The sequence below is a fragment of the Rubripirellula reticaptiva genome, from assembly GCF_007860175.1.
In the GTDB taxonomy this organism is placed as follows: domain Bacteria; phylum Planctomycetota; class Planctomycetia; order Pirellulales; family Pirellulaceae; genus Rubripirellula; species Rubripirellula reticaptiva.
The window spans coordinates 994859-1019360 of sequence record NZ_SJPX01000002.1 but is presented as its reverse complement, the minus strand read 5'-3'; the positions used below and the strand labels follow the sequence as shown (position 1 = coordinate 1019360).

18 protein-coding genes and 1 riboswitch are annotated in these 24502 nt (G+C 55.8%); of the genes, 14 read left to right on the top strand and 4 right to left on the bottom strand.

The annotated features are described in order from the left end of the window. The first annotated feature begins 21 nt into the window (after positions 1-21). From Poly59_RS09990 to Poly59_RS09945, 9 genes are all read left to right on the top strand, one after another. On the top strand, positions 22-633 hold the full coding sequence (locus Poly59_RS09990; protein ID WP_146534448.1) for a phosphoesterase: 612 nt from the start codon (positions 22-24) through the stop codon (positions 631-633). Next, positions 581-1810, top strand: coding sequence for a cysteine desulfurase family protein (locus Poly59_RS09985; RefSeq protein WP_246151527.1), 1230 nt, complete (start codon positions 581-583; stop codon positions 1808-1810). Before Poly59_RS09990 ends, Poly59_RS09985 begins: the two co-directional genes overlap by 53 nt. 257 nt (positions 1811-2067) lie before the next feature. Continuing rightward, on the top strand, positions 2068-3957 hold the full coding sequence (locus Poly59_RS09980) for a hypothetical protein (protein WP_186776137.1): 1890 nt from the start codon (positions 2068-2070) through the stop codon (positions 3955-3957). Between the two features lie 696 nt (positions 3958-4653). Beyond that, entirely contained in the window at positions 4654-5286 is a 633-nt protein-coding gene (locus Poly59_RS09975; RefSeq protein ID WP_146533911.1) for a response regulator, read from the top strand. Between the two features lie 699 nt (positions 5287-5985). Next, positions 5986-6537: a reverse transcriptase domain-containing protein gene (locus Poly59_RS09970; protein ID WP_222436062.1), complete on the top strand. Its 552-nt coding sequence runs from the start codon at positions 5986-5988 to the stop codon at positions 6535-6537. A 523-nt stretch (positions 6538-7060) separates the two neighbouring features. Then, entirely contained in the window at positions 7061-8656 is a 1596-nt protein-coding gene (locus Poly59_RS09960; RefSeq protein WP_146533910.1) for an autotransporter outer membrane beta-barrel domain-containing protein, read from the top strand. A gap of 700 nt (positions 8657-9356) precedes the next feature. Beyond that, positions 9357-9439, top strand: a riboswitch (cyclic di-GMP riboswitch). 55 nt (positions 9440-9494) lie between these two features. Then, entirely contained in the window at positions 9495-10112 is a 618-nt protein-coding gene (locus tag Poly59_RS09955; protein ID WP_146533909.1) for a hypothetical protein, read from the top strand. Positions 10113-10229: 117 nt separating this feature from the next. Continuing rightward, on the top strand, positions 10230-11336 hold the full coding sequence (locus Poly59_RS09950) for a TadG family pilus assembly protein (RefSeq protein ID WP_261343491.1): 1107 nt from the start codon (positions 10230-10232) through the stop codon (positions 11334-11336). A gap of 4 nt (positions 11337-11340) precedes the next feature. Continuing rightward, entirely contained in the window at positions 11341-11781 is a 441-nt protein-coding gene (locus Poly59_RS09945) for a TadE family protein (protein WP_146533907.1), read from the top strand. A 140-nt stretch (positions 11782-11921) separates the two neighbouring features. On the opposite strand, the gene Poly59_RS09940 is transcribed toward Poly59_RS09945, so the two are convergent. After that, complete coding sequence (locus Poly59_RS09940; RefSeq protein ID WP_146533906.1) at positions 11922-13712, bottom strand: 30S ribosomal protein S1; 1791 nt, start codon at positions 13710-13712, stop codon at positions 11922-11924. A gap of 423 nt (positions 13713-14135) precedes the next feature. Between Poly59_RS09940 and rpiB the strand changes: the two genes are divergently transcribed. Further along, positions 14136-14612, top strand: a complete 477-nt coding sequence (rpiB, locus tag Poly59_RS09935; RefSeq protein ID WP_146533905.1) for a ribose 5-phosphate isomerase B — start codon at positions 14136-14138, stop codon at positions 14610-14612. Positions 14613-14647: 35 nt separating this feature from the next. On the opposite strand, the gene aroC is transcribed toward rpiB, so the two are convergent. After that, positions 14648-15886, bottom strand: coding sequence for a chorismate synthase (aroC, locus tag Poly59_RS09930; protein WP_146533904.1), 1239 nt, complete (start codon positions 15884-15886; stop codon positions 14648-14650). 153 nt (positions 15887-16039) lie between these two features. Then, positions 16040-17872 carry a sulfatase-like hydrolase/transferase gene (locus Poly59_RS09925; protein WP_146533903.1) on the bottom strand — a complete coding sequence of 611 codons (1833 nt, stop codon included), beginning with the start codon at positions 17870-17872 and terminating at the stop codon, positions 16040-16042. Positions 17873-18025: 153 nt separating this feature from the next. Here Poly59_RS09925 and Poly59_RS09920 point away from each other — a divergent pair, with 153 nt between their 5' ends. Continuing rightward, entirely contained in the window at positions 18026-19492 is a 1467-nt protein-coding gene (locus tag Poly59_RS09920) for a Gfo/Idh/MocA family protein (RefSeq protein ID WP_146533902.1), read from the top strand. 92 nt (positions 19493-19584) lie between these two features. On the opposite strand, the gene ruvB is transcribed toward Poly59_RS09920, so the two are convergent. Beyond that, positions 19585-20655, bottom strand: coding sequence for a Holliday junction branch migration DNA helicase RuvB (gene ruvB / locus Poly59_RS09915; protein ID WP_146533901.1), 1071 nt, complete (start codon positions 20653-20655; stop codon positions 19585-19587). 145 nt (positions 20656-20800) lie between these two features. On the opposite strand from ruvB, the gene bioA reads away from it, so the two are divergent. The 3 genes from bioA (at position 20801) to gltX (ending at position 24459) form a co-directional block, all read left to right on the top strand. Then, positions 20801-22141: an adenosylmethionine--8-amino-7-oxononanoate transaminase gene (gene bioA, locus Poly59_RS09910; RefSeq protein WP_146533900.1), complete on the top strand. Its 1341-nt coding sequence runs from the start codon at positions 20801-20803 to the stop codon at positions 22139-22141. Between the two features lie 41 nt (positions 22142-22182). Further along, a complete protein-coding gene (locus Poly59_RS09905) occupies positions 22183-22773 on the top strand; it encodes a sigma-70 family RNA polymerase sigma factor (protein ID WP_146533899.1) in 591 nt (196 codons plus the stop codon). 108 nt (positions 22774-22881) lie between these two features. Next, positions 22882-24459 (top strand): glutamate--tRNA ligase, encoded by a 1578-nt coding sequence (gene gltX / locus Poly59_RS09900; protein ID WP_146533898.1) that lies wholly within the window; start codon positions 22882-22884, stop codon positions 24457-24459. The last annotated feature ends 43 nt before the right edge of the window (positions 24460-24502 follow it).

Below are 24502 nucleotides of genomic sequence, written 5' to 3'. Positions count from 1 at the left end.
CTTGCAACCGGAGCCAACGACTTGTCGGGCAAAGAAGAACACATCCTGGTCATTCCTGCTTCCGTCATCGACTCCATCGGCACGATCGCCGGGTTTGAGCCCGATTTGGATCGGTTTTTGAAGCCGATTTTGGCCAGTGACCAGTTGACGTTTCATCCTCGTAGCACCATGGAAACGGACCCTTCGTTCAAGCAACTGATCCCCTACGTGTTGCTGCAATGGACAGACGCCGACGGAGTCGTTCACTTGTTTACCTACACGCGTGGCGGTGGATCAGGCGAGAAACGCTTGCATGCGAAGCGCAGCGTCGGCATCGGCGGCCACATCAGCGAAGAAGACGCAGCCGGTGGTGCGGATCCCTACACAACGGGAATGCACCGAGAATTGGCGGAGGAAATCCAACTAGAATCAGGCTACGATGAAACTCAGGAAGGCCTGATCTATGATCCATCGAACGACGTCGGCAAAGTTCATGTTGGGGTCGTTCATCGGTTTGTTTTGAAAACGCCCGATGTGAAAAGCAACGAAGCTGATCTAGCCGACGGCGGATTTGTTTCCGTCGAAACGTTGAAGTCCGAGCGTGACGGGCTGGAAACGTGGAGTCAGTTGGCGATCGACGCTCTTTACCGTTAGTCCACCGCTGATGATTTATCTGGACAATCATTCGACAACGATCTGCGATCCTCTGGTCGTCGAGGCAATGCTGCCATGGCTGACCCAAGACTATGGAAATCCGCACAGCGGTCATCGTGCGGGTGTTGCTGCCGCGGATGCGATCGATCGTTCGACGAAATCGGTCGCTAAGCTCATTGGTGCCTCGCCGGAAACGATGGTATTCACCAGCGGTGCGACCGAGGCAAATAACTTGGCGATCCGTGGCGTGTGTCTGCACCCGCGTCAAAAACGGCGGCACATCGTGACCGTGGCGACCGAGCATCCAGCCGTCTTGGATGTATGCGAAGATTTGAAACGCGACGGATTCCGCGTCACGGTGGTCCCTGTGATCCCGGCGGGGTCGCCGAAGGCGGGCGTGGTGGATCTGGATCGATTGGCCGATGCAATTGACGATGACACCGTGATCGTTTCAGTGATGGCAGCCAACAACGAAGTCGGCGCGATCGCGCCGCTTTATGAAATCGCCGAATTGGCTCACCGGCATGGTGCTCTCTTTCACTGTGATGCAACGCAGGTGATCGGGCGGATACCGATCAACATTGCCGCGGCCGACATCGACTTGGTTAGCGGGTCGGCGCACAAGTTTTACGGTCCCAAAGGGATCGGATTGTTGGTCGTTGGCGGCGGCAATCGGCGAGTTCGGCTGCGTCCCGAAATTGTGGGTGGTGGGCAACAGCGGGGACTGCGTAGCGGCACGATGGCTCCGGCGATGGTAGTCGGATTGACGCGTGCTCTCGAGATTTGCAGTCAATCTATGGAATCCGATCGAGCCAGCGTGCTTGCTATGCGGGATCGTTTTTGGAATCGCCTTCGCGGCGGAATCGAGGGTGTTGAACTGAATGGACCGAGTCTCGATGGTAGCGAACGGTTGGTGGGAAACCTGAATTTGCGGCTTGCCTCGGTTGAGGGCGAAACCTGGATGGCGGCGGCCCCGGATGTTGCGTTCAGTACTGGATCGGCGTGCAGCAACGTCGATCCAATGCCCAGTCATGTGTTGATAGCAATGGGGCTGAGCGAATCTGAGGCTCGTCGCAGTGCGCGGTTCGGGATCGGTCGTTTCAATACAATGGTCCAGATCGATCGGGCGGCGGATGCTTTGATTGGTGCGATCGATCGGTTGAAAAAACTGATTTAGTGTTGGCCGCGAATGTCACTTGCTTGCCGGCCAGCATTGAATGCCGTGTTCCGGTTTAGGGGCGACGTGGTGACCGCCTAGGCGGCCCAGACTCTGCAGCTTTGCGCCGCCGCGTTCCACTGTGCCAATTGCCCACAGAATCTCTCTTTACCCGATCGCGGGTCGACGGTTAGGATTGTCGTGAAACCTGAGGGAGAGGCTGCGCGGATGGCACATTAAACTCCCCCAGTTCCAAAACGTCACTGAAGGATACAGCGATGGGCGGAGTCCCGGTGCTAATGATGATCGCCGCCATGGGCATGGGGATCACGTACGGATGGCAACCCGATGAGAATGCGGATGGTGTTCAGTACATTGTCCAAGTTCCATCGTCGGAGGTAGATCAATTACAGCGGATCGGCGAGATCAGCAGCGTGGTCGATCCGGCCGTGCGCGGTCGCGTGACGAAGATCGTCATCCGAGTTGGTGACGGCCTGTTGCCTCACAAAATGCCCTCTGCAACCGTCGAAAGTGACTTTGTCGCAAATTCCGATGCGACGTCGATTGCGATCCCCGAAATGGCTTCGGTTTCGCCGTCGATGAAAGTGCCGATGAAAAATACGGCCGGGAAAACCACGGCGATGAAACCTGATCCGCAGGGGGGTACCCAAGGCGGTGGTTTCTCGTTCCCAACGACGCCAAGTTTAACTGATGCCGCGAATACCGCTCGAACCAATATCGATCGAGCGGGGCGAGAGATCGCTGACCGCACCAGCCAAGCGCTCGGTCAGGCCTTTGGATCGGGCGGCACCGGCGCAGGGCCATCCACTGCCGACGCCCGCAGTTCAGCCCTCGTGCCTCCGCCATCGACTCGGCCACAAGCCGCCAGTACGGCCGCCAGAAGCAATGCGGGGGGAAATGCCGGATTTGCTGCGCCGCCGTTGTTGGGACAAAACGACAGGTCCGGAAATTCTGCATCGCCGTGGGGAACGACGGCCGCAGGTGCGACAGAACGCGATAATAATTGGGGAGATCCCGATCGCGTTGCGGCCGCGCGGGACGCTTCCAATGCGAACACACTTTCAACAAACGGATTGCGCTCGACCGATACCTTTGGTCGTCCGCCCGCCGGCCTGGCGCCGCCAAATAGCGTGGGCGGATCGTCAAATTCCTACGGTCAGCCCAATTCGTCGGCGACGAACAGCCGAACCCCCGCCGTGTCTCAGTACGACCAGATCATGGCGGATCGACGTGCCCAACAAGCTCGTCAACAACAGGAAGAACTTTTGCTGCAAGAGCAGCAGCAACGACTTGCAAAACAACGGCTCGAAGAACAACGGCGTGAGCAGCAGTTGCTTGCCCAGCGTCAAGAATCGCCGACTCAATTGCAGCCACCGGTAACCAGTCGCGATACTCGCAACGATTACTCGTCTCGGTCAAGTCTTTCTGGCAATGGTTTGACGTATCGCGAAGCCACTCAAACCACGCCTGACAGCCGTTTAACAGCGGCCCAATTGGCCGCGGGAGCGTGGGCAGTCGATGAACAGAATCGAATCTACGACACACGCAGACAGCTAATGCCTAACGAGTATTTACTCGAAAACGCAGGTTCCGATGCTTCTCAGTATCGATCGCAACCAGTTTCGCCATTTGGCGAGTCGGCTAGTAATCCATCAACGTTCCCAACGCCGGAGTTCCAGTCGCCTAGCTTTGCCAGTGCATCGGATCGAAATCTAAGTGGCCAGTTTGGCGGGCAAAGCCAAACGAATTGGGCCAATGGACCGATCGGTGGGGCACGCTATGGCGAAGACGATCGCGAATCAATCGCCGCAGGGCGGCCGACCTTTAATTCGTCGAGTCAGTACCCGCGAGAGAGCCTGGTCAATTCGAGGCCGCCGGCAACCGAGTCGCGAGGATCACAGACGTCCGAAGCTCGCGGAACCGCGGGGTCATCGGTGAATTTTGATTTGCAATCGGGACAGACGAATCAATCGTCGGGATTTAGTGACCCACCGCAAGTTGCCGCTCAGCCACTGTTCAACGGATTGCTGCTGATCTCTTTCGTTGCCAACGTTTATCTGATTTTCTGGCTTAAGAATTTGCGTCTGCAGTTTCGAGACATGGTGGCAAGCAAAAGGCAGGCTACTTCTAGTAGCATCGCCGCCTAACCATCATCCGTCCAGAGTCCGGAGGCTCGGCCGGCAGTGGGCCCTGCATCGATTGAATTGCCGACGTGGATTGGAAGTCAGAGCGGCATCTATCGATGCGCATCACATCGCACACCACGGTGTTTTGGTACGCAACTCGCAGCACGCTTTCTGGACGAATGAGTAATTCTGCGGAGGGGTTTTTCCGTTGCTGTATCAACGAATTTCCGTTTCAAACGCGCATCCGGACAAAAAGTCCTCATAAATATTGCGAGTTTCCGCGAAATTGCCACCATTTGGGGGCGTATCGGGATTTGAAAGGATACAATTGACGAGGAGAGGGGTTAGGTGAAGTACACCGGGTTGAGTTGTTGTGTTGCAATGCGCGGTAGTTCGGCCATTTTGGTGGGTTTCGCAGTCGGCAAGACTGTGAAAGTTTTAGTAATTGGTGCCTCGTGGTGGAGCCTTTGACGCTTGCCACTACGGTAGATTGCTTTAACCTCTAACCCATGTGGACTTGGTTTTCCCAATAGCATTGCCTTTTGATCCAGTCAGCGAGAGTCGCCATTGAGTCGGCAGCTGGGTGGGTTCATTGGTTTGGGGTCATTTTGCCGTTCAATCGAATAGCGGCATAGTGCTGATGCGAGATGATTCGCGGGGCTTTTGTCCTAGGCAACCAGCTGTGCGCTGAGGCTTTTCTTTACCACTGGAAATGAAATGAGCAAGAAGATTTTGATTGTTGATGATCACGCGATCATCCGAATGGGCCTTAAGCTGATGCTGGAAGGGACTGACTTGGAGATCGTCGCTGAAGCGACGAACGCGGCCGAGGCTTTGGCTGCGGTTGAAAAGTCGGTTCCCGACGTTGTATTGATGGACATTCGAATGGAAGGTGGCGATGGGCTTAACGCTCTGGGACGCCTGAAACTTGATCATCCTGATCTGCCAATTGTTCTGTTTTCGGCCTACGACAACCCGACTTACATTGCTCGAGCGGTTGCGTTGGGGGCATCGGGCTACATTCTTAAATCGGCGACTCGCGAACGTTTGATTGAGTCACTCAACACCGCCGTCGCAGGCGAATCGGCCTGGACTCGCGAAGAGCTTCGCCGGGTCACGGGGGCTCTTGCGACGCCACGACTTAGCCAGGACATCGAAGTTCCGCTAACCCAGCGTGAAAGCGAAGTTCTGCGTCAAATGGCTCTGGGGCTGACGAACAAAGAGATCGCAAAGATGCTCGGTATCAGCTACGAAACGGTCAAGGAGCATGTGCAGCACATCCTTCGCAAGATCGGTGTCAGCGATCGCACACAAGCCGCGGTATGGGCTGTTCGCAAGAACTTGGTCTAGACTCGAAACGCGAGACGCCTGTCGCGGCGCTGCCAGTGTCGAGTGTGTAGCGAGCGGCAACTATTGTCTTTCGGCGGCCGACGGCCGTCACGGAAAGCTTTGCAAAACATCAATGAAGACCCGTCATTCTTGGCGGGTCTTTTTTTGTGTTTGCCAGGCATGTTTCTCAACTCGGGGGTGCGAGTCCCCTGTCCAACTTGATGGAGGTGAAGGACTAGCGAAGCGCAAGGGCATCCGTCGCGAGGCGGGGTCTGAAGGAAGCGTGTAGCAAAACCACGACTCGACGAACAGGAATCGGATAAGAGGCATGGCAGATGGGACGAGTCCGCACGACAGTGACGAAGTCCTCCATCCATCAAAGGTCTGCTCTGTAAATCCGGCGGGTGCGTGGTGAAAGTCGAGAAACTTAACCTGGGAGGTCTGACGTGTGTCTGGTTGGAATAGCCCCGAGTCGATTGTTACGGGGGCTACGGGCCGGACTGACGACTTCGCAAGAAGCCGTGATCGCGCGTCAGAAGTCAGCAGAGGGCGTAGTAGACGGATGCAGACCGGCGAGGGTCTTAAGGCACTCCAAAGCGAAAGCTGGAGCGTGGAACGCTTGCGTTCCCACAGATAAACCGAACCGTAGTCCCGTCGAAGGCCCGAACGGTCCCCAGTGATGAACCGGGTAAACGGAGCGGCAAGTAAGTCCGAGAACTCATGAACGGCAAACGGCAGAAAACAACAACGCAGCAACAACAATTGCTGCTGACCTTCGCGGCGGAGGGTAGGGATGAAGTTCCCGATGGCCCCGTTGAAGGGACCGTGCCGATCGCGGCGGACTTGAGTACTGAAAGCCCGACAAGTAATGACAAGTTGATGGAACGCATCTGCGATCCGCTTAACTTTGAATGTGCGATGGCGAGAGTCATTGCCAATGGTGGCGCTCCCGGTGTGGACGGCATGACGGTGAAGGAACTCGAAAAGTATTTCGAGCGACACGCCGGCCGGATCACCAACGAGCTTCTTTCGGGAACGTACCGGCCCCAACCAGTGAAACGAGTGGAGATTCCCAAACCCGACGGTGGAGTGCGCAAGCTTGGCATTCCAACGGCGGTGGACCGCGTGGTCCAGCAGGCGATTCTCCTGGTGCTTTCACCGCAGTGGGACGAAACGTTTTCGGACAACCGTTTCGGCTTCCGTCCGAATCGCAGTGCTCACGACGCTGGGCGTCGGCAAGGATCTTGCTGCGCAGACCGCTGGCAGCCGTAAAGGCAACTGGCACAACAGCCGATCTCCAGCCCTGAACTTCGCCTTGCCCGGCAGGGTGTTGGTGGAACTGGGCGTCCCGCTGCTTCTGGAACAACCTGCCAAGAACGTTTAACCAGCCGAACCGCCGTGGTACGGACCCGTATGCCCGGTGGTGTGGGAGCCCGCGAGGGCTCCCCCTATCCCGATTCGTCGGCAACGTCCTGGGCACTCGTCGGGACGCCGTCACGGCTTAGTGCTTATGCGCGCTGACTTATTCTGTTTCGTGAAGAACCTAAAAGGTTCGTTCTCGTTTGATGATTGCCCGCAGCGACATATCTGGCTGGTTCGGCGTGACCGATTCGGACCTGTTCGTGCGTGCATCCGATTCGATAGTCGGAATCGGCAAATCTTGTTGGATCGGTACATGCGGATTGACCCGTTCGTGAAGCAGTCCGAGTCAGACTGATTCATTCTGTTCCCAGATCGGTTCGGTCCGAAGGATAGCAGTCATACGGTTATCCAATCGCCCATAGAGTTCTTCAGAATGAAACTACGCACGGAAGCAAAATCAAAATTGAAACGGCCGCAAGGAAGAAATGGAAGAATAAGACGGTGGGCTGGCCAGGCTTTACGAATGTTGCCGCTGCTGATGGCGACTTCGGCTGCGAGCGCCCAGGGGACTATCACGTTCGATCAGAGCGAAGACTTCGCGAGTAGTTTCACCAAGCAAGTGGGAACGGTTAACGCAGAGTTCTTTAACCCAGGCCCTTTCGGCCATTTCCACGATCGCGCATCCGGGCTGGAGTTTAGCGACTTCGAACCAAATACGTTCACACTAAGGTTCGACCAATCGGTTCGCTGGACCCAATACGATATCAACAACAGCAATGATGCTGGGAACTATTTCACGTTCACGGGCGCAGGGGTTTCAGCCACGGCTCAGTCCGCCGAGACTGGAACCGATAAACGTCCATCAACGCCGTTCACTTTCTTGGCCAATGAAGACTATTTCTTTGCGGCTACATTTCCGAGCTCCGGTTCCTTTTACTTGCAGAATCTTGTCTTCGAGTTGCTAAGAGATCGCACGACAGGGCAGATCAATGGCACATCGGCGCAGGTTGGTTTTCAGAACAGCAGCGCGTCGTTTCGTTCGCTGAGCCAACAATTGCAAAGCATTGCGGCGACCCAAAGGTTCAGCGGTGGTTACCAGCCGCTCGCCTTGACAATGCCGACTCGCGACGATGCGATCGCATTGGTGGGCTATCAAGAAACTTATGTGGCATCCGGTTCATCGGTCGCTGGTGGCAGTGCCTGTGACGCGCAGTGTCAATCACGAATCAACCCATGGGGCGGTTGGATCAGCGGCTACGGTGTCGGCGGTGATGTGCGATCGCAAGGAGGCATTTCCGGATTGGACTACAGCAGTGGTGGCACCCAGTTGGGCATCTATCGCAACGTCGATCGCTATACGCTGCTGGGTATGTTTGGCGGATACAGCAACCAGAACGTGGACTCCGACGATGGCGACACTGCCGATATCGAAAGTGGTCAAGTTGGTGCGTTCTTGCGTCGTGGCGATTGCCGAGGCGACTACTACATTCTGGCGGGAACAGCGGCTTACGATCACTACCGGACCGCCCGTGACTCGGGGGCTCGCGGTGAATTCGATGGAGGCCAACTGGGTACCTATTTGGAACGTGGCCGTGAAATTCAGTGGGGCCGCACCGTGCTGCGTCCCAATGTCGGACTGCAATACATCTGGCTGCACCAAGACGGGCATTCCGAAACAGGTCTCGGCGCGGCGAACTTGGACGGTGTTAACGAACACTCGTTGCGTGCCCTAGTTGGCAGTTCATTCCAGGGCCCATCTCGATCGATGATCGGTGGCAACGTTTCGCCGTACGCTTCGGCCCACTGGATGCATGAATTCCTCGATACGACCACGAACGTAAACGGCCAAGTCGGTGGCGCCGGATTCACGACCAGCGGTCTAAGCTTGGGACGCGACTGGGCCGTGATTGGCACGGGCTTGAACTACAGCCGTGGTGGATGGACAAGTCTGTTTGCTGGTTACAACCTGCAAACCAACGATCGGCAAACGTTCCATGCTGGTAACGGCGGTTTGCAATTCGCTTGGTAAAGAAGTGGTCAGCGACGAGATCGTCTGGGCAACCTGAAAGGGCGTCATCCGAAATTCGACGCAGAAATTAGGTCTTATGAAAAGACTTAAGGCAGTCACAAAAAGGGCCGCGTGATGCGACGTATCACGTGGCCTTTCTTGTCTGCGAAGAGGTTGGAGATACCGTGTCAGGTAATCGGATGCCTGATATTTCATTTCGAAAGTCGATGTCATATTCGATCATGATGATCAAGCATGCTTCGCCATTGCCGCCTCTTTAAGGCTGCATGAATGGGGCTGGCGTATCGAGCACAATTCCAGTCGCTGCGTCTGGAGGTAGCGGAAAACCGATTGCTGAAAAGAGCACTTGCGCTCTCCTGCTATATGCTCAGTTTTGTCCAGCGGATTGATAGCCGAAATCGGCGTATCGCAGGGATTGGATCAACTTGATGAGAGTGTTGGGTAACTCGAGCTATGGTTTCTGATCGATCGCTTATCGTTTAAACGTATTTTGACTGGACCGCCCTGGCAGGGGGCGTTGTTTGTGCCAAGGTTGAAATGCCACGGCCAGATGGGCGTTACAACCGGCATGCTGCGTCGAATTTGGGGGCAAATAATTTTCAAGATTTGGCGAATCTGGCCACTTCACTCAGACAACCAAGCTACTGTTCCCAATGACTAATCACCTTTTCTTCTCCTGATCCCGATATCACTTTATCACTCACGATAAAGGCAAACCGAACGTGAGTTCGGGACGCAAAGTTATGGGTCCATCGCCTTGCGGTGGATTGCCAGACCGCCGATGGGTTGCGAAGAGAAAGAGTGGCCTTTTGTTGTCAACTCTTTGGAAAATGAACCGATGTTACGCTCAGTATTCATCGGGGGGATGTTTGCAGCCTTTGCTGCTTGGACCAGTTCGGCCTGCACAGCCGACGAGTCCGTGATTTACAAAATCGAAGAAGATTGGGAAATGGTGATCAATGAACCAGATCCTGCCAACTGCTCGCCGCAGGTGACGTTTTTTACATCGCCGAGTGCGGATGCAGAAGATATCTATTTTCAGTTGCAGATGAACTACTCGGCAGACGCCCAGTTTTCAAGTGGCGGGTTCCATGTCGCTGCTTTTCAGGGTGGTCATATGCATGACGAGGCACGAAGTGGAACAGAAAAGGTGCTTGCCTCTAGCGGCGACATCATCCGTTGGACCAGCGTAATGGCAGTGGTCGATGAAAAACTTCTGTTTGCTGTCAAAGATGGGTATTCGGATGAATGGGGCGCATTCGGCGGTCCCGATTATCTGGTGCGAATTCCGACAAGTTCGATCCAAAATCTTGCGACCTATCATCCTCGCAAGAGTCTTGAAACCGTCGACGTCGGGTTCGGTGCAAATCGCATCGATTCACTGACGCTTCGCAGAGTGCGAGTCTTTTACGTCGATGGGCGGACGGTCAATGTATCGATCGACAGCCAACCGTAATCGACTGCCTTTGACGCCTCAACTAATTCAAGATCTCTCGCTGGAGTAACCGTGATGTATTTGGTCACACAAAGGTCGCAACTGAACGTCGTAAAGGAAATTCGCCGCCGTCGAAAAATGGTGGCGCAAAGACGCGGATCTGCCGCTGTTTTCGGATTGGTTTTAACCATGAGTCTGGTCGCACTGATGGCGGTGACACTCGACTTTGGGCAAATCCATGTGGGCGAAACTGAATTGCGTCGATCTGCAGACGCTGCCGCGATGGCGGCGTGCTGGGAAATGTACGATGAGCAGTCAGCTGGTTCTTCCCAGATGGTTGTTAACGACGCTGCGTTCGAAACCGCGAATCACTATGCATCCGCAAACACGATAGGTCAGCAGGCTGCGGTTTTTGCAAACCAAGATGTTGAGTTAGGCAACTACGACAACAGTGGTCAGTGGAGCACATCGGACCCGACTTTGTTCAATGCCGTTCGGGTCACGTTGCGTCGTCAGTCCGAAAGCAACGGCGAACTTCCATTGTTTTTCGGATCTTTGACCGGCAGAGAATCGCAGTCCATGCACGTCACCGCGACAGCCGCGATGCTGCAGTCAATCTCGGGATTCTACGAACCTTCCGATAGCACTTCGACGATAAACATTCTTCCGTTGGCGCTCGATCTGCCGAGCTGGCTTGATGCGATCGCGGGCGAAACGACCGATGAATTTGCTTACATCAACGGCACAGTCCAAAGCGGTTCGGACGGCATCTTTGAGACCAATTTATACCCCAAGGGAACAGGGGCGCCTGGAAATCGCGGTACGGTCGATATCGGTGGCGCGAACAATAGCACGGCCGATTTATCTCGTCAGATTCTGCACGGAATCTCTCTCGACGATTTCATCGAGCTCGGCAAACCTCTTGAGTTTGATGACAAAGGAGAACTCGAGCTCAATGGCGATACTGGAATTAGCGCTGGCATCAAAGACGAACTTGCGGCTTTGATAGGGAAAAAACGAGTGATTCCGATCTACACAGCCGTTGCTGGAAATGGAAACAATGCGATGTTTACCATCGTAAGATTTGAGGGGGTACGGATCCTAGACGTCAAGTTGACCGGTAAAAAAACGGAGAAGCGAGTAATTATCCAGCCTGCAAAAGTTGTGGCTCGTAGAGCAAGAATCGATTTTGCCGGAACTAGCACGAGTACCCATCTCGTTACTCCTGTCATGTTGGTCGAGTAACCCTATGAATCGCAAAAAATTGTTCCGACGAAGACGATTCCATAGAAAACAAATTTCTCGAATGGGGGCATCGGCGGTCGAATTCGCTATGATCGCGCCTTTGATGCTCATGTTCACGTTCGGCTTAGTCGAAGTTGGCAGACTGATGTTAGTCAAACAGACGGCAACTCATGCATCGCGTGAAGGGGCTCGCGTGGCAGTACGCCCGGCATCTGCAACCGATGACGTGGTCGAGCGTGTCTACGAGGAGTTGGCGTTACTTGCAATCGAAAATGCGGTCGTGGAAACAATCCCGGCATCGATCGAAGATGCTGAACCGGGAACCCAAGTCACTGTCCGCGTTCGCGTGAACGCGGCATCGGTAGCGTGGGTGGGAGACTTCTTCAATTTTTCGGATTTAGAAATCATCGCTGAGTCTTCGATGCGTCGCGAAAGTACGGATTAGTTCGTGCTTGGCGGAAACAATTGAAGTTCATGGGAACCTTTGATTTTCCTGCCTGCAATACACCACGATCGTCCAGCAAAAAAAGGCCCGTCATTGCTGACGGGCCTTTCTCTTTAAACGCTAGCTGTTCGCGACTGCGACTAGTCGTTGCTTGGTGGGAACAGCGGGCCTTCGCCGCTGCCGAGTCCACCCTTCAAGTCGCCAGCTTCCATTGGGGTTGGCAGTCCGGCCGCTTCGGCTTCCGCCGCGGCTTTCTCTTGCTCTTCGCCCCATTCGACTCGTTTGAGCGATAGGCCGATCTTGCGTTCGTCGGTGTCGACTCGCAAGACTTTGACTTCGATCGGATCGCCAACTTTGACGACTTCTTCGGGGTCTTCGACCTTGTGTTCAGCAAGTTCGCTGATGTGCAGCAAGCCTTCCAGGCCATCTTCCAAACCGATGAAGACACCAAAGTTGGTGATCTTCGTGACGGTTCCCTTGACCAATTGGCCAGGTTGGTAGTTGTCCGGAATGTCGCCATCCCACGGGTCGTTGTCGAGTTGCTTTAGACCCAGTGCAATTCGGCGACGTTGTTCGTCGACGCTCAGCACGCGGCAAGCGATCTCTTGGCCCTTTTCCAGCATTTCGCTGGGGTGACCAATCTTGCGTGTCCACGACATGTCCGAAACGTGCAGCAAGCCGTCGATGCCTTCTTCCAATTCGATGAAAGCACCGTAATTGGTGAGGTTTCGCACCTTGCCGGTGACGTCTTGGCCTTCGGGATAACGCGAGATGACTTCGTCCCAAGGGTTCTTTTGGGTTTGCTTCATGCCCAGCGACAACTGTTGGCCTTCGGGATCGACGCCCAGAATTCGGACTTCGATCGCATCGCCGATGTTGACCAATTCGCTTGGATGATTGACCCGTTTGGTCCACGACATTTCCGAAATGTGGACCAAGCCTTCGATGCCTGGTTCCAGCTTGACGAACGCACCGTAGGACATGACGTTGACGACTTCGCCCTTGAAGTCGGCTCCGACAGGGTACTTCGCTTCGATGTTTTCCCATGGGTTGCGGTCCTTTTGCTTCAGACCCAAAGCAATTTTTTGCTTTTCGCGGTCGATGTGCAGGACTTTGACTTCGATTTCTTGATCGATCGAAACCATTTCGGTCGGGTGACCGATTCGTTCCCAAGCCATGTCGGTGATGTGCAGCAATCCGTCGATGCCGCCAAGGTCGACGAACGCACCGAAGTCGGCGATGTTCTTGACGATACCCTTGCGGATTTGGCCGACTTCCAGCTCTTTCATCAAATACGCGCGATCTTCTTCGCGTTGACGTTCGATTAGCGAACGACGGCTGATGACGATGTTTCGTCGAGTGTCGTCGATCTTCAGCACTTCGGCTTGGATCACGCGGCCGATGAAGTCGCCGATGTCGCCGGGGCGTCGAATGTCGACTTGCGAACCAGGCAAGAAGACGTTGACGCCGATATCGACCAGCAATCCGCCCTTGATCTTGCGGATGACCGTGCCGGTGACGACTTGGCCTTCGCTGATCTCGCCGATGATCTTTTCCCACTCGATGATCTTCTCAGCTTTGTTCTTGCTGAGCGAGATCATGCCGTAAGGATCGTCGGCGGCACCGAGTTCGTCCTCCATCTCTTCGATCAGGACTTTGACGATATCGCCGACCTTAGGCGTTTCTTCGTCAGGGCCCCATTCGCTAACGTTGACGGTACCTTCACTCTTGAATCCGACGTCGATCAGGACCCATTCGTCATTGATTTCGACGATCTTACCGTCGACGATTTCGCCTTGTGCGTAATCTTGCTGGTCTTGCTGGAGATACTCAAGCAGCCAATCCTCAGCTTCTGCTTCGGGGGCGAGAACCTCCAGTTCGGCTGCGATATCTTCGTCGTCGAGGTTTCGGATAAGGTTACGGTTGACCATATTTCTGTGTGCGTTCCGGTGGTTTGAGCGGGTTCGGTTCAGACGGACGACCAAGGTCGCCGAAGCGGCTCAGGGTGGTTAGAGAGCGGAATAAAACGGGTCGTCGCCTGGCAGCAGCGCCAGCGCCTAGTCGGGTAAGGTATCAAAGCGGAAAAAACGTCACAACAGCTAACGACGCAGTTTCACGGCAAAGTTGGTCTGCTTTCCCCAGTTCGACTTCTTGGATCGCCGTTTCGAGCTCGCGTTAGGGGAGATTTGGGGCCAAGGGCGAGCGTTTGGGGTGAGGCGGCTGCACGTACTGACAGCGTTATTGACGTGTTTTCATCGGGGGGGCGGTCCGAAGTCTTATCCCGTAGACCGGGCGGCAAGGTTGTGAAAAGATGCTGAGCTGTTACTCCCGCTCTCTTGGACTGAAAAACTTCGATGGCCCCAACAATTCCACTTCGCATTGCCCTTGGCGGCGACCACGCTGGATTTCCGCTCAAAGAAGTCGTGGCTGCTCGGCTGGGACGCCAAGTCACTCAGGTGATCGACTGCGGGACGGACAGCCTGGCAAGCTGCGACTACCCCGATTTCGCAATCGCCGTAGCTCGCGAAATCATCCAGGGCCGAGCAGACCGAGGAATCGTAATCTGCGGATCGGGCGTCGGGGTCAGCGTTGCCGCGAACAAAATCCCCGGAATTCGGGCAGCGATTTGCCACGATACCTACTCGGCTCATCAAGGCGTCGAGCACGACGACATGAACGTGCTGTGCATCGGCGGCCGAATCATCGGATCCGAGTTAGCCTTTGCGATCATCGATAGCTTTCTGGCCGCGAAGTACGAACCGCAAGAGCGGCACCAACGGCGGCTCGACCAAGTGCTTGAAATCGAACGACAGGGGTTGGGGATTTTGTAGGTGGCGAAGCTCGTGAACGCTAAACCACGCAACCACTAAAACAGTTTCGACAGATCGCTGGTTAGCTTGCCAGCTTGATGGCTGAGTGCGGCGTTGAGCAACTCAATCGCGACTCGCGATTCCAAGGTCACACCTGCTCGCACGCCGACGCACGGATCATGGCGGCCTTTTTCAAGCTCGAAATCGATCTCGTCCAAGTTTTTTCGCACCGATTGCTGCGCGATGTTGATCGTCGACGTGGGCTTGAATCCCACTCGCATGACAAGCGGCATGCCGGTCGTTACCCCGCCCAGTAATCCGCCGTGCGTGTTGCTGGTGTAGCCGCTCGACCGGATCGGATCGTTGTTCTGGCTACCTAGTCGCTCGACCACGTCAAAGCCCGCGCCGACTTCGCAGGACTGGACGGCGTTGAGCCCACCGAGCGCGCCCATCAGACGGACTTTCAAACTTTGGTAAAGCGGATCACCCAACAGAGGCGGCACGTTGACTGCGACGACTTCGACGGCCGCGCCGAGTGAATCGCCCCGTTTTCGAGTCTCTTTGATCAGCTCGCCCGCTTCGCTGGCAAAGTCCGCGTCGATCGACGGAATCTCGGCGGCATCAAGCTCGGTAAGCGTCGTGTCGATCAACTCGCGACTGATCCGCGGCGTCGGCGACTGGTTGAATCGATCGGCAAGACTGATCTTTGCCTTCAGCGGACCGACTTGCGAGATCGACGAAACAAGGACCGTGCCGAATTTCTCTTGCAGCAAAATGCGTGCAATTGAACCGCCGATCACATCTGTGATCGTGGCTCGATAACTTGATCGCCCGCCACCGCGAACATCGACATAGCCAGCTGATTTGTGGAACTTGACCAGGTCCGTGTGTCCCGGTCGTACTTCGCCCGTTGGGCCGGTGAATTGGGTGTAGTCGCCTGATTTTTTGCTGGTTGACAGCACGATTGCCGCGATCGGTTCACCGGTCGTAAATCCCTCTTCGAACCCCTCGGTGTTGAACGTGCCGCCATCAACGGTTGCCGACAATGTCGAGCCGCCAAGCAGTTTATCGTGATCGTCCTGGTAGAGGCCTGCTAGGAAAAGCACCTTGTCTTTTTCGTTTCTTGGAGTGCCATGCTTGTTGCCGCCCGGGCGACGGCGGTCCAGAAACGCTTGCACGTCCGACCGGCGGATGTATTGCCCGGGTGGGCACCCCATCACGATCGTCGTCACCGCTGGCCCGTGTGATTCGCCCGCGCCAGCGACGCTGTAGAACGGCCCGCCAAGAATTTCCATCGATGTCAGTTCCTAGGATCGAAAAATCGTCTCACCAGTCTCAGGCGAGCGGCTGCGTGATCTTGAACTGCGTTGCAGTTCTGGTCCGCCAACTTCAGGTTCGCCAATGCGAGCTCTTCCTGCAATTGGCGAACCTACCTTAACTATCAAACCTTACTTGAGGTCATCCAGCAATCGGCCGACGTACTCGCCGCCTCGCGATGGCGACGATTTGGCCTTTCGTGGCAGTTCAACCAATTGCGACTTTTCGGTCTTGTCCAAGTTGGCGTTCATGTCCAGCGAGTTGAGCGCCGCAATCGGTGCGTAGGTGCCGTACTGATTTGCATTGGCAAGTTTAGTTAGCCGAGCTACCGCAGCGTCGCGGTCGCTTTGCGAGTTGAGCAGTCCGTCACAGGCGGCGATCGCGACACTCGGCGAATCGTCGCTCATCGCACCGGTCAAAGCCGAATTTCGATCAGCACTCGAATCGCGAATTGCCAATCCGCGAACCGCCCACCAACGCACGACTGGATCGGCATCTGCAACCAAGCCGATCAATTCTTCGTTTGACCAACCGTTTTTCGCGTCCGTGGCCGCCATCGCCAGTTCCGAAATCTTCGCAAAGTCGACGTGCTCTTGCGACCAGGTTCGCGGAGCCATGTCGCCGGCCAATCGATGCATTTCGGCTTCGGGGACTAGCCCGATGTCACCGGTTTCGATCATGTGCTGTTTGATTGCCGATCGCATTTGCTCGACACGAGCGGCATTCTCGGGAAGTGCTGCGATGTTGATGGTTTCGTCGGGGTCACTTTCGAGGTCGAACAGTTCTTCGACGGGCTTAGGCATCCAGAACTTTGCTTGCGTCTCGTTCAATTCGCCAGCGTCAAACATGCGTTTCCAAACTTGCGTCGTTGGCGTTTCGAACATGTAAGAAACGTGTTTTAGGTAAGGCCGTTCGGGATAGAAGTGACGCATGTAAACGTATCGGCCATCAGTGCATGAACGGACCATGTCGATTCGTTCGTCCATTCGTCCGCGAAATCCAAACAAGTACTTCTTGGGCTCTCCCGCCTGCAGTCCCGCGAATGCGACGCCCTGCATGTTGGCTGGGATTTCGCCGCCCGCCAAGCTGATCGCTGTTGGTGCCAAGTCGACAAACGCGACCAGCCGCTCGGACCATCCGCCCGCCGCATAGTCGGCCGGGGCGAGGTCTTTGAATTTCTCGGGAACGTGAAGCACCATCGGGACCCGTAGGCCCGAATCGAAGGGCCAACGCTTGCTGCGAGGCATGCCGGATCCGTGGTCGCCGTAATAGAAAACGATCGTCGAATCGGCCAGGCCATCTTTTTCAAGCTGCGTCAGCACGCGGCCGACGTCGCCGTCCATCTCGGTGACCTTGTCGTAATACTGAGCCCAGTCGCGACGTACTTCGGGAGTGTCCGGATGGTATGACGGTAGCGGTGCCTTGGCGGGATCGTGAACCGGCGTGTGCGGTCGAACGCGGATCTTGCTTTCATGGCTGACCGTGAAGTTGAAGACTGAGAAGAACGGCGTTTCTTTGTCGGGTCGGTTTCGCCAGTGAGCTTTTTTGCTGGAATCATTCCAGCCCACGTCGTCGTTAGGGATGTTGAAGTTGTAGTCCGTTTTGTTGTTGTTGGTGCAGTAGTACCCCGCTTCGCGAAGGACTTCCGGATACAGCTTCATGCCCACGGGAATTTTGACGCCGCTACGCATGTGTTGGCCGCCCAGTGACGTCGCGTACATGCCGCTGATGATGGTGGTACGCGCCGGTGCACACACTGGTGCGTTGGACCAACAGGTTCGGTAGCGAAGCGATTTCTCCGCAAACGCATCGATATTGGGCGTGTCGGCGTAGGTGTCGCCATAGCAACCGATCTCGGGCCCATTATCTTCGCTGGTAATCCACAGGATGTTGGGACGCTCGGCGGCTTGAGCTTGCGTGATTGCGATGACAAAGATCGCGAGTGTTGGAAAAAGAAATTTCATGGCGGGGCCGTTCGGGGGAGTTCAGGAAGACCGATTTCACGACGGTTCGAGTCACAGACGATTCCCAATGTACTCCATCACACGGCTGAATTTGTAATCGGTTTCGATTACAATCTCTGTCCCTCCCCCTACTGATCTCAGGAACCTCGCACCATGCCCGAAACTAAACCTTCACGTCGTCAGTTCATTCAAACCGGAGCCGCTGTCGCTGCGGTGGGTTCTGTCGTCACTGAGGCCGCGCCGACCAGCGCCGCCGATGCCAACAGCAAGTTTCGCATCGGTTTCATTGGCCCAGGTGGTCGCGGTTTCGGAGCCCACGTCAAGACGCTGGCAAAGCTGCAGGACGAGGGACGGCCTATCAATCTGGTTGCCGTTTGCGATGTCTATAACGAGCACCGTGATCGCGCCGCCAAACACATTGAGAAAATCATCGGGACGGCTCCGGCAAAGTACGAAGACTACCTCGACATGATCGCCAAGGAAGACTTGGATGCGGTGGTCATCGGTACGCCGGATCACTGGCACGCCAAGCAAACGATCGATTCGCTCAACGCCGGTTTGCATGTCTACTGCGAAAAGCCGATGACCAAGACGGCTGACGAAGCGCTCGAAGTTTTGAGCGTTTGGAAAAAGTCGGGACAGGTGATGCAGGTCGGCGTTCAATCGACCAGCTTGCCGGTTTGGAACGAAGTCAATTCACTGCTGACCAGCGGGAAGCTCGGCAAAGTCTTGATGTATCAAACCGAATTCTTTCGCAATTCGGCTCAAGGCCAATGGCGATACTACAAGCTTGAACCCGGCATGACGCCGAAGAACATCAACTGGAAAAAATGGCTGGGCGTGGAAGAAGGTTTGGCCGAGTACCAAGAATTTGACCGCGAAGTCTACAGACAATGGCGCCGATTTTGGCCGTTCGGTTCGGGCATGTTCACGGATCTGTTCGTGCACCGAACGACGTCGATGCTAAAGGCAACAGGGCTTCGTTTCCCGGGCCGAGTCGTCGGTGCAGGCGGCATCTATGTGGAATACGACGGACGCGATGTGCCCGACGTTGCCACTGTCGTGGCGGACTTCCACGAAGGCGTGCAAGGGATCGTGACGGCCACGATGGCATGCGAAGAAACGCCGATCAAGCAAGCGATCCGCGGACACTTTGGGTCATTCGTGTTTGGTAATGGCGAACAGTTTGATGGGTTCGATTACGTTCCTGAACGATCGCAGGTGACTCGTGACAGCAAGCTGACCAACGAACGAATCACGACCGAAAAAGTGGCGGACACAACGTACGCACACTTTTCAAATTGGATCGATGCGATGGAAGCAAACGATCCTGCACTGTGCAACAACGATCCGCTGCTCGGTGCGGCGGCGATCGCAACGGTCATCTTGGGAGCCAAGAGCTATCGAGAAGGCAAGGCGTTCATGATCGACCCAGTCGAACTGCGGATCCACGAAGCCGACGAGTCATGGGCCAAGGGATGGGAAGAACGTTCCAAGAAGCGTATGCCAGCGAAACATATCCCCGGATGGACCGCTGGCGACACAGGCAGCACGCTGGAAGAACCCGACTACATGAAGTTGGGCGGTCCTTGGATCGACGGCAAAGATCCAGCGTCATAGGTCAGCATGACTTGGCATGACTGGCCTAGCTTCCAGAGTCGGTCACAATTTTCGCGTGACTCCGCCAACCTTTGGCGGAGTCACGTTGCAGCTTACAGAGGGCGTTTCGGAGGGGTTTGCTTCATGTGAGCGTAGCCCTTGGCCGTCATCATCCGCCCTCGGCGAGTTCGAACGATCAACTCGCTGCGCAACAGAAACGGTTCAACTTCGTCTTCAAGCGTGTCGCCGCTGACGTTCATCGTGTGCGCGATCGCTTCCAAGCCCGCCGGACCACCGACAAAGACTCGCATAAGCGTGTCCAAGTAACCGCGGTCTTGCTTGTCCAAACCCAACACGTCGATGCCGATCATGTCGAGCGCTGCCGTCGCGATCGGGCCGGTCACTTTGCCGTCGGCCTTGCTTTGCGAGTAATCGCGGACCCACAGTAATCGGTTGTTCGCCAATCGCGGTGTCCGGCGACTTCGCCCGGCAATGACTGCGGCCGAATCGTCGTCGATCGGCATGTTTAGCTTGATCGAATTGCGTCGCACGATCTCGCACAGTTCAGTGTCGGTGTACCAGCCAAGATGTTCGCGGATTTGAAAGCGGTCGCGCAGCGGTGCGCTCAACATGCCCGCGCGAGTCGTCGCACCGATCAAAGTGAACGGTCGCAGTTCATAGTTCAGCGTTCGAGCACTGACGCCTTCGCCCAAGACAATGTCGATGCGAAAATCTTCCATCGCCGTGTACAGGTATTCCTCGACCGCTTTTGGTACTCGATGAATTTCGTCGATGAACAGCACGCTGCCTTCGGATAGATTCGTCAGGTACGGCAGCAAGTCCTTTGGTGCTTTTAGTCCAGCCCCGTTGGCCATTTGCACCACTGTTCCCATTTCGGCGGGGATGACAGTTGCAAAAGTCGTCTTTCCTAATCCGGGTGGACCATCGAACAGAATGTGGCCGAGTGGCTCGCCTCGTTTCTGAGCCGCTTCGATCGCGATCTTCAGCCGTTCCATGACATCCCGCTGGCCAACCATTTCGTCCATGCGTTTGGGACGCAGCGAAGTGTCGGGCATGTTGTCCCCCGAACCCGCCCCGGGCTGGCCGCTGTTTGGTGGCGATCCCGAGCCATCGTCGGCAAGTTTTTCGGGATCAGATTGTTGGTAAACTGCTTCGCGTGCCATCGAGTGCTCACTCCGTTCGTTTTCTCGTGGGGCCGCGACTCCGCTCGCGGACATCCGAACAGCTTAGCCGTTCGGCGCCTGCGAGCGGGGTCGCAGGGTCACCTTGTTTTACCGTCTTCCCCAGTCTACGCGAACCTCAAACGCGATGAAAATTACAGCGCCGCCGATAACAGATGCCCATTGGCGTGGTTTTACGCCGATGGCCGACTTTGACCCGATCATCGCCCGCGAGGGCGAAGGGTGCTGGTTGACGACGACCGACGGTCGACGGATCTTCGATGGCGTATCGAGTCTGTGGTGCAACGTCCACGGCCACCGTCACCCGAAAATCGATGCTGCGGTTCGCGACCAGCTCGACCGAGTCGCTCACGTGACGACGCTGGGAATGTCGTGCGAAACGACCGAGGAACTGGCGATTCGACTGGCCGAAATCACGCCGGGCGATCTCGGGCATACGTTTTTTAGCAGCGATGGGTCATCGGCGGTCGAGGCGGCGCTGAAAATGGCGTTCCAGTACTGGCAGCAGTGCCCGTCGCCGCAGCCCCAAAAGACTCAGTTTCTTGCCCTCGGGTCGGCCTACCACGGCGACACGACTGGCGCGGTCTCACTTGGCGGTATCAAGTATTTTCACCAATTGTTTGCCCCAATTTTGTTTTCGCCCGTTCGCGGGCCGGTGCCCTGCACGTACCGGGTGCCCGACAAGGTGGATCCGCTGACGCACTATGCCGGCCAGATTGAAACGCTGCTCAGCCATCACCATGACCAGCTTGCCGCCGTCGTGATCGAACCGTTGGTCCAGGGGGCCGCTGGCATGATCACGCATCCGGCCGGATTGTTAGCGGCGGTTCGTGAAATGTGCGATCGCTACAATGTGTTGATGATCACCGACGAGGTGGCAGTTGGTTTTGGACGCACCGGGCGTCTGTTTGCAAGCGAGCACGAGTCGGTAACGCCCGACATCATGTGCATGGGCAAAGGGCTGACCGGCGGATACTTGCCAATGGCCGCGACGATTGCGAGACCCCATGTCTTTGATGCGTTCTTGGCACCGGCAACGGATTCAAAACAGTTCTTTCACGGTCACACGTTTGGCGGCAATCCGTTGGCCGCCGCCGCGGCGCTGGCTTCGATCGACCTGTTCAACGAAACCAATCTCGTCGAGTCCGTCGAAGCCAAAGGTGACTATCTGCGTCAACGAATCGGCACGCTGTCCGGTCATTCCAATGTCGGCGATATCCGCGGTCGCGGTTTGATGGTCGGCATCGAAATCGTTGCCGATCGAGAAACGAAAGCATCGCCCGATCCGAGTCACCAAGTCGGCCGCAAAGTCTGTCAAGCGGCAATGGAACGGGGCGTCTGGATACGGCCGCTCTCGGATGTCATCGTCGCGATGCCGCCGTTGGTTGCGACCAACGAAGAACTCGACATCTTGGCCGATGCGATCATCGAATCCATCGATCAGACCCTTGAAGATACGTTTAGCTAAAACCCGAATCAGATCGTTTGACGACGACGGAGCCTGAGACCATGAGCGAACCTGAGTCCCCGAGCGAAAGCGAATCCGAGTTGATCGACGTCAGCGATCCGGCGATCATCGCCAAGTATGAGCCTTACTTACGGATGCTCGCGCGCACGAACGCGCGCAAAGCGTATCAAGCAAAAGTCGGTGCGTCGGATATGGTCCAGCAGGTGATGATGCAGGCTGTCCAGGGACTCGGCGGCTTTCGCGGCGGCACCGAAGCCGAGTTTCGTGGCTGGCTACGTCAGATTCTTGCCCATCATCTGTGCCACCTCGATCGCGACATGCACCGCGACAAACGTGATGTGCGGCGGGAACAGTCGATGGAACAGAAACTGGCTCAAAGCTCGCTGCGGCTCGAAGGACTGCTCGCTGGCGATTCGCCCACGCCCAGCCAAAACGTGATGATCGGCGAGCACATTTTGAAACTCTCCGACGCCGTCGAGCGGTTGCCGGTGGCCCAAGCTGAAGCGATCCGGCTGCATTATCTCGAGGGCATGAAATTGTCCGAAGTCGCCGAGCTGATGGATAAGACCACCGGAGCGATCGCTGGGTTGATGCACCGAGGCATGAAGACGCTCAGAGAACAACTGGGTTAGCTTAGGCTAGTCGCTTGTTTTACGTGACAGGTTTCGGGAGTCCGGTTTCAGCGTTAAAACCATTGCTTCTTTCTGTTCTCTGGCACCTAAAACTTGACCCCTACCGTGATGATCCGTACCCGCTTTGCCCCTTCGCCAACTGGTTACCTGCACATTGGTGGCGTTCGATCGGCCCTGTTCAATTGGTTGCTCGCTCGCCAATCGGGTGGAAAGTTCATCTTGCGGATCGATGATACCGACGCGGGGCGTAACGTTACCGACGCGCTACAGCCAATCTTGGACGGTTTCAAATGGCTGGGTATGGACTGGGACGAAGGGCCCGAAGTCGGTGGGCCGCACGAACCCTATTATCAATCGCAGCGCAGCGACTTGCATAAAGCCGCAGCCGCGAAGCTGCTTGCCTCTGGCCACGCCTATCGCGATTATTCGCGGCCCGAAGAACTGCAGGCATTGCGAGAAGAAGCCGAGAAGAACCGCGCGAACTTTATTTACGACCGCCGCTGGATGGCCGAAGACGATGCCGCGGCAAAAGCGTTCGAAGCCGAAGGCCGAACCGCGACGGTGCGTTTGAAGATGCCTCGCGAAGGCCAGTGCGTCATCAATGACTTAGTCCGCGGTGAAGTCGTGGTGGAATGGGCAAGCGAACAAGATCACGTAATCCAGCGAGCTGATGGCAGTTGCCTGTACCACTTGGCAACCGTGGTGGACGATCACGATCTGCAAATCTCGCACGTTGTCCGCGCCGAAGAACACTTGCCCAACACGCCGCGACAGATTTTTATTCTGGAATCGCTCGGCTATCCGCGCCCTCAATACGCACACCTGCCGTACGTTGCCGAGCCCGGTGGATCTGCAAAACTGAGCAAGCGAAAACTCGCGAAGTACGAAAAGAACAAAGACTTTGCTCAATTGCTTGGCCAAGGCCGTGCGATCGCCGAGCGTTGCAACATCCCCACCGAAGCCGAGACCTTCAATCCCGTCATCATCGATTTCTATCGCGAAATCGGTTTTGATCCTGAAGCAATTTTGAATTACCTGCTGTTGCTTGGCTGGTCGCTCGACGGCGAGACCGAAAAGTTTACGGTCGAGGAAATGATCAAGCACTTCACGCTCGATCGCGTCAACAAAGCACCCGCTTCATTTGACCCTCGCAAATTAACGTCATTCCAAGGTGACTACTTTGCCGCTTTGCCGACTGAAACACGTTTGGCTCGCGTTCGACCGTTCGCCGAAGCAGCCGGCTTGTTAAAAGACGATGGTGCCGACGAAAAGCTACGGCTGATTGTCGAAGGAGCCGGCGACCGATTGAAAATGGCCGGTGATATTTTGAACTTTGACTACTGTTTCTTGGACTCGTTCGATTTCGACGACAAAGCGTTCAACAAGCGAATCTGTAAACCTGAAAAGGCTCGCGACTTGCTCGCTGGATTCCGCGATGCGATCCGCGGCGGCGCGACTTGGTCGACCGCCGAAGAAGCGGACAAGATCGTCCACGATTTTTGCGAGTCTGCAGGCGTCGAATTGGCTGACATCATTCATGCATTGCGAGTCGCCGCGACAGGAACTCCCGCAGGATTCGGGATGTTTGAAACGCTGGCAATTGTCGGTTATGACAAGATTGCCGCGCGGATTGATCGGGCGCTCGAAGCCGCCGCGACAATCTGTGCTGGTGCATCGAGCACTTGATCCGCCTAGAATTAAGCGGTTGTTTCTCGCCTAAATAAGTCAA

What these genes read in the sequence shown, in the direction of transcription:
- Poly59_RS09980 (WP_186776137.1), top strand. Translation starts at nt 2,068, where the DNA reads ATGGGCGGAGTCCCGGTGCTAATGATGATCGCCGCCATGGGCATGGGG.
- Poly59_RS09975 (WP_146533911.1), top strand. Translation starts at nt 4,654, where the DNA reads ATGAGCAAGAAGATTTTGATTGTTGATGATCACGCGATCATCCGAATG.
- Poly59_RS09970 (WP_222436062.1), top strand. Translation starts at nt 5,986, where the DNA reads ATGAACGGCAAACGGCAGAAAACAACAACGCAGCAACAACAATTGCTG.
- Poly59_RS09960 (WP_146533910.1), top strand. Translation starts at nt 7,061, where the DNA reads ATGAAACTACGCACGGAAGCAAAATCAAAATTGAAACGGCCGCAAGGA.
- Poly59_RS09955 (WP_146533909.1), top strand. Translation starts at nt 9,495, where the DNA reads ATGTTACGCTCAGTATTCATCGGGGGGATGTTTGCAGCCTTTGCTGCT.
- Poly59_RS09950 (WP_261343491.1), top strand. Translation starts at nt 10,230, where the DNA reads ATGGTGGCGCAAAGACGCGGATCTGCCGCTGTTTTCGGATTGGTTTTA.
- Poly59_RS09945 (WP_146533907.1), top strand. Translation starts at nt 11,341, where the DNA reads ATGAATCGCAAAAAATTGTTCCGACGAAGACGATTCCATAGAAAACAA.
- Poly59_RS09940 (WP_146533906.1), bottom strand. Translation starts at nt 13,712, where the DNA reads ATGGTCAACCGTAACCTTATCCGAAACCTCGACGACGAAGATATCGCA.
- rpiB (WP_146533905.1), top strand. Translation starts at nt 14,136, where the DNA reads ATGGCCCCAACAATTCCACTTCGCATTGCCCTTGGCGGCGACCACGCT.
- aroC (WP_146533904.1), bottom strand. Translation starts at nt 15,886, where the DNA reads ATGGAAATTCTTGGCGGGCCGTTCTACAGCGTCGCTGGCGCGGGCGAA.
- Poly59_RS09925 (WP_146533903.1), bottom strand. Translation starts at nt 17,872, where the DNA reads ATGAAATTTCTTTTTCCAACACTCGCGATCTTTGTCATCGCAATCACG.
- Poly59_RS09920 (WP_146533902.1), top strand. Translation starts at nt 18,026, where the DNA reads ATGCCCGAAACTAAACCTTCACGTCGTCAGTTCATTCAAACCGGAGCC.
- ruvB (WP_146533901.1), bottom strand. Translation starts at nt 20,655, where the DNA reads ATGGCACGCGAAGCAGTTTACCAACAATCTGATCCCGAAAAACTTGCC.
- bioA (WP_146533900.1), top strand. Translation starts at nt 20,801, where the DNA reads ATGAAAATTACAGCGCCGCCGATAACAGATGCCCATTGGCGTGGTTTT.
- Poly59_RS09905 (WP_146533899.1), top strand. Translation starts at nt 22,183, where the DNA reads ATGAGCGAACCTGAGTCCCCGAGCGAAAGCGAATCCGAGTTGATCGAC.
- gltX (WP_146533898.1), top strand. Translation starts at nt 22,882, where the DNA reads ATGATCCGTACCCGCTTTGCCCCTTCGCCAACTGGTTACCTGCACATT.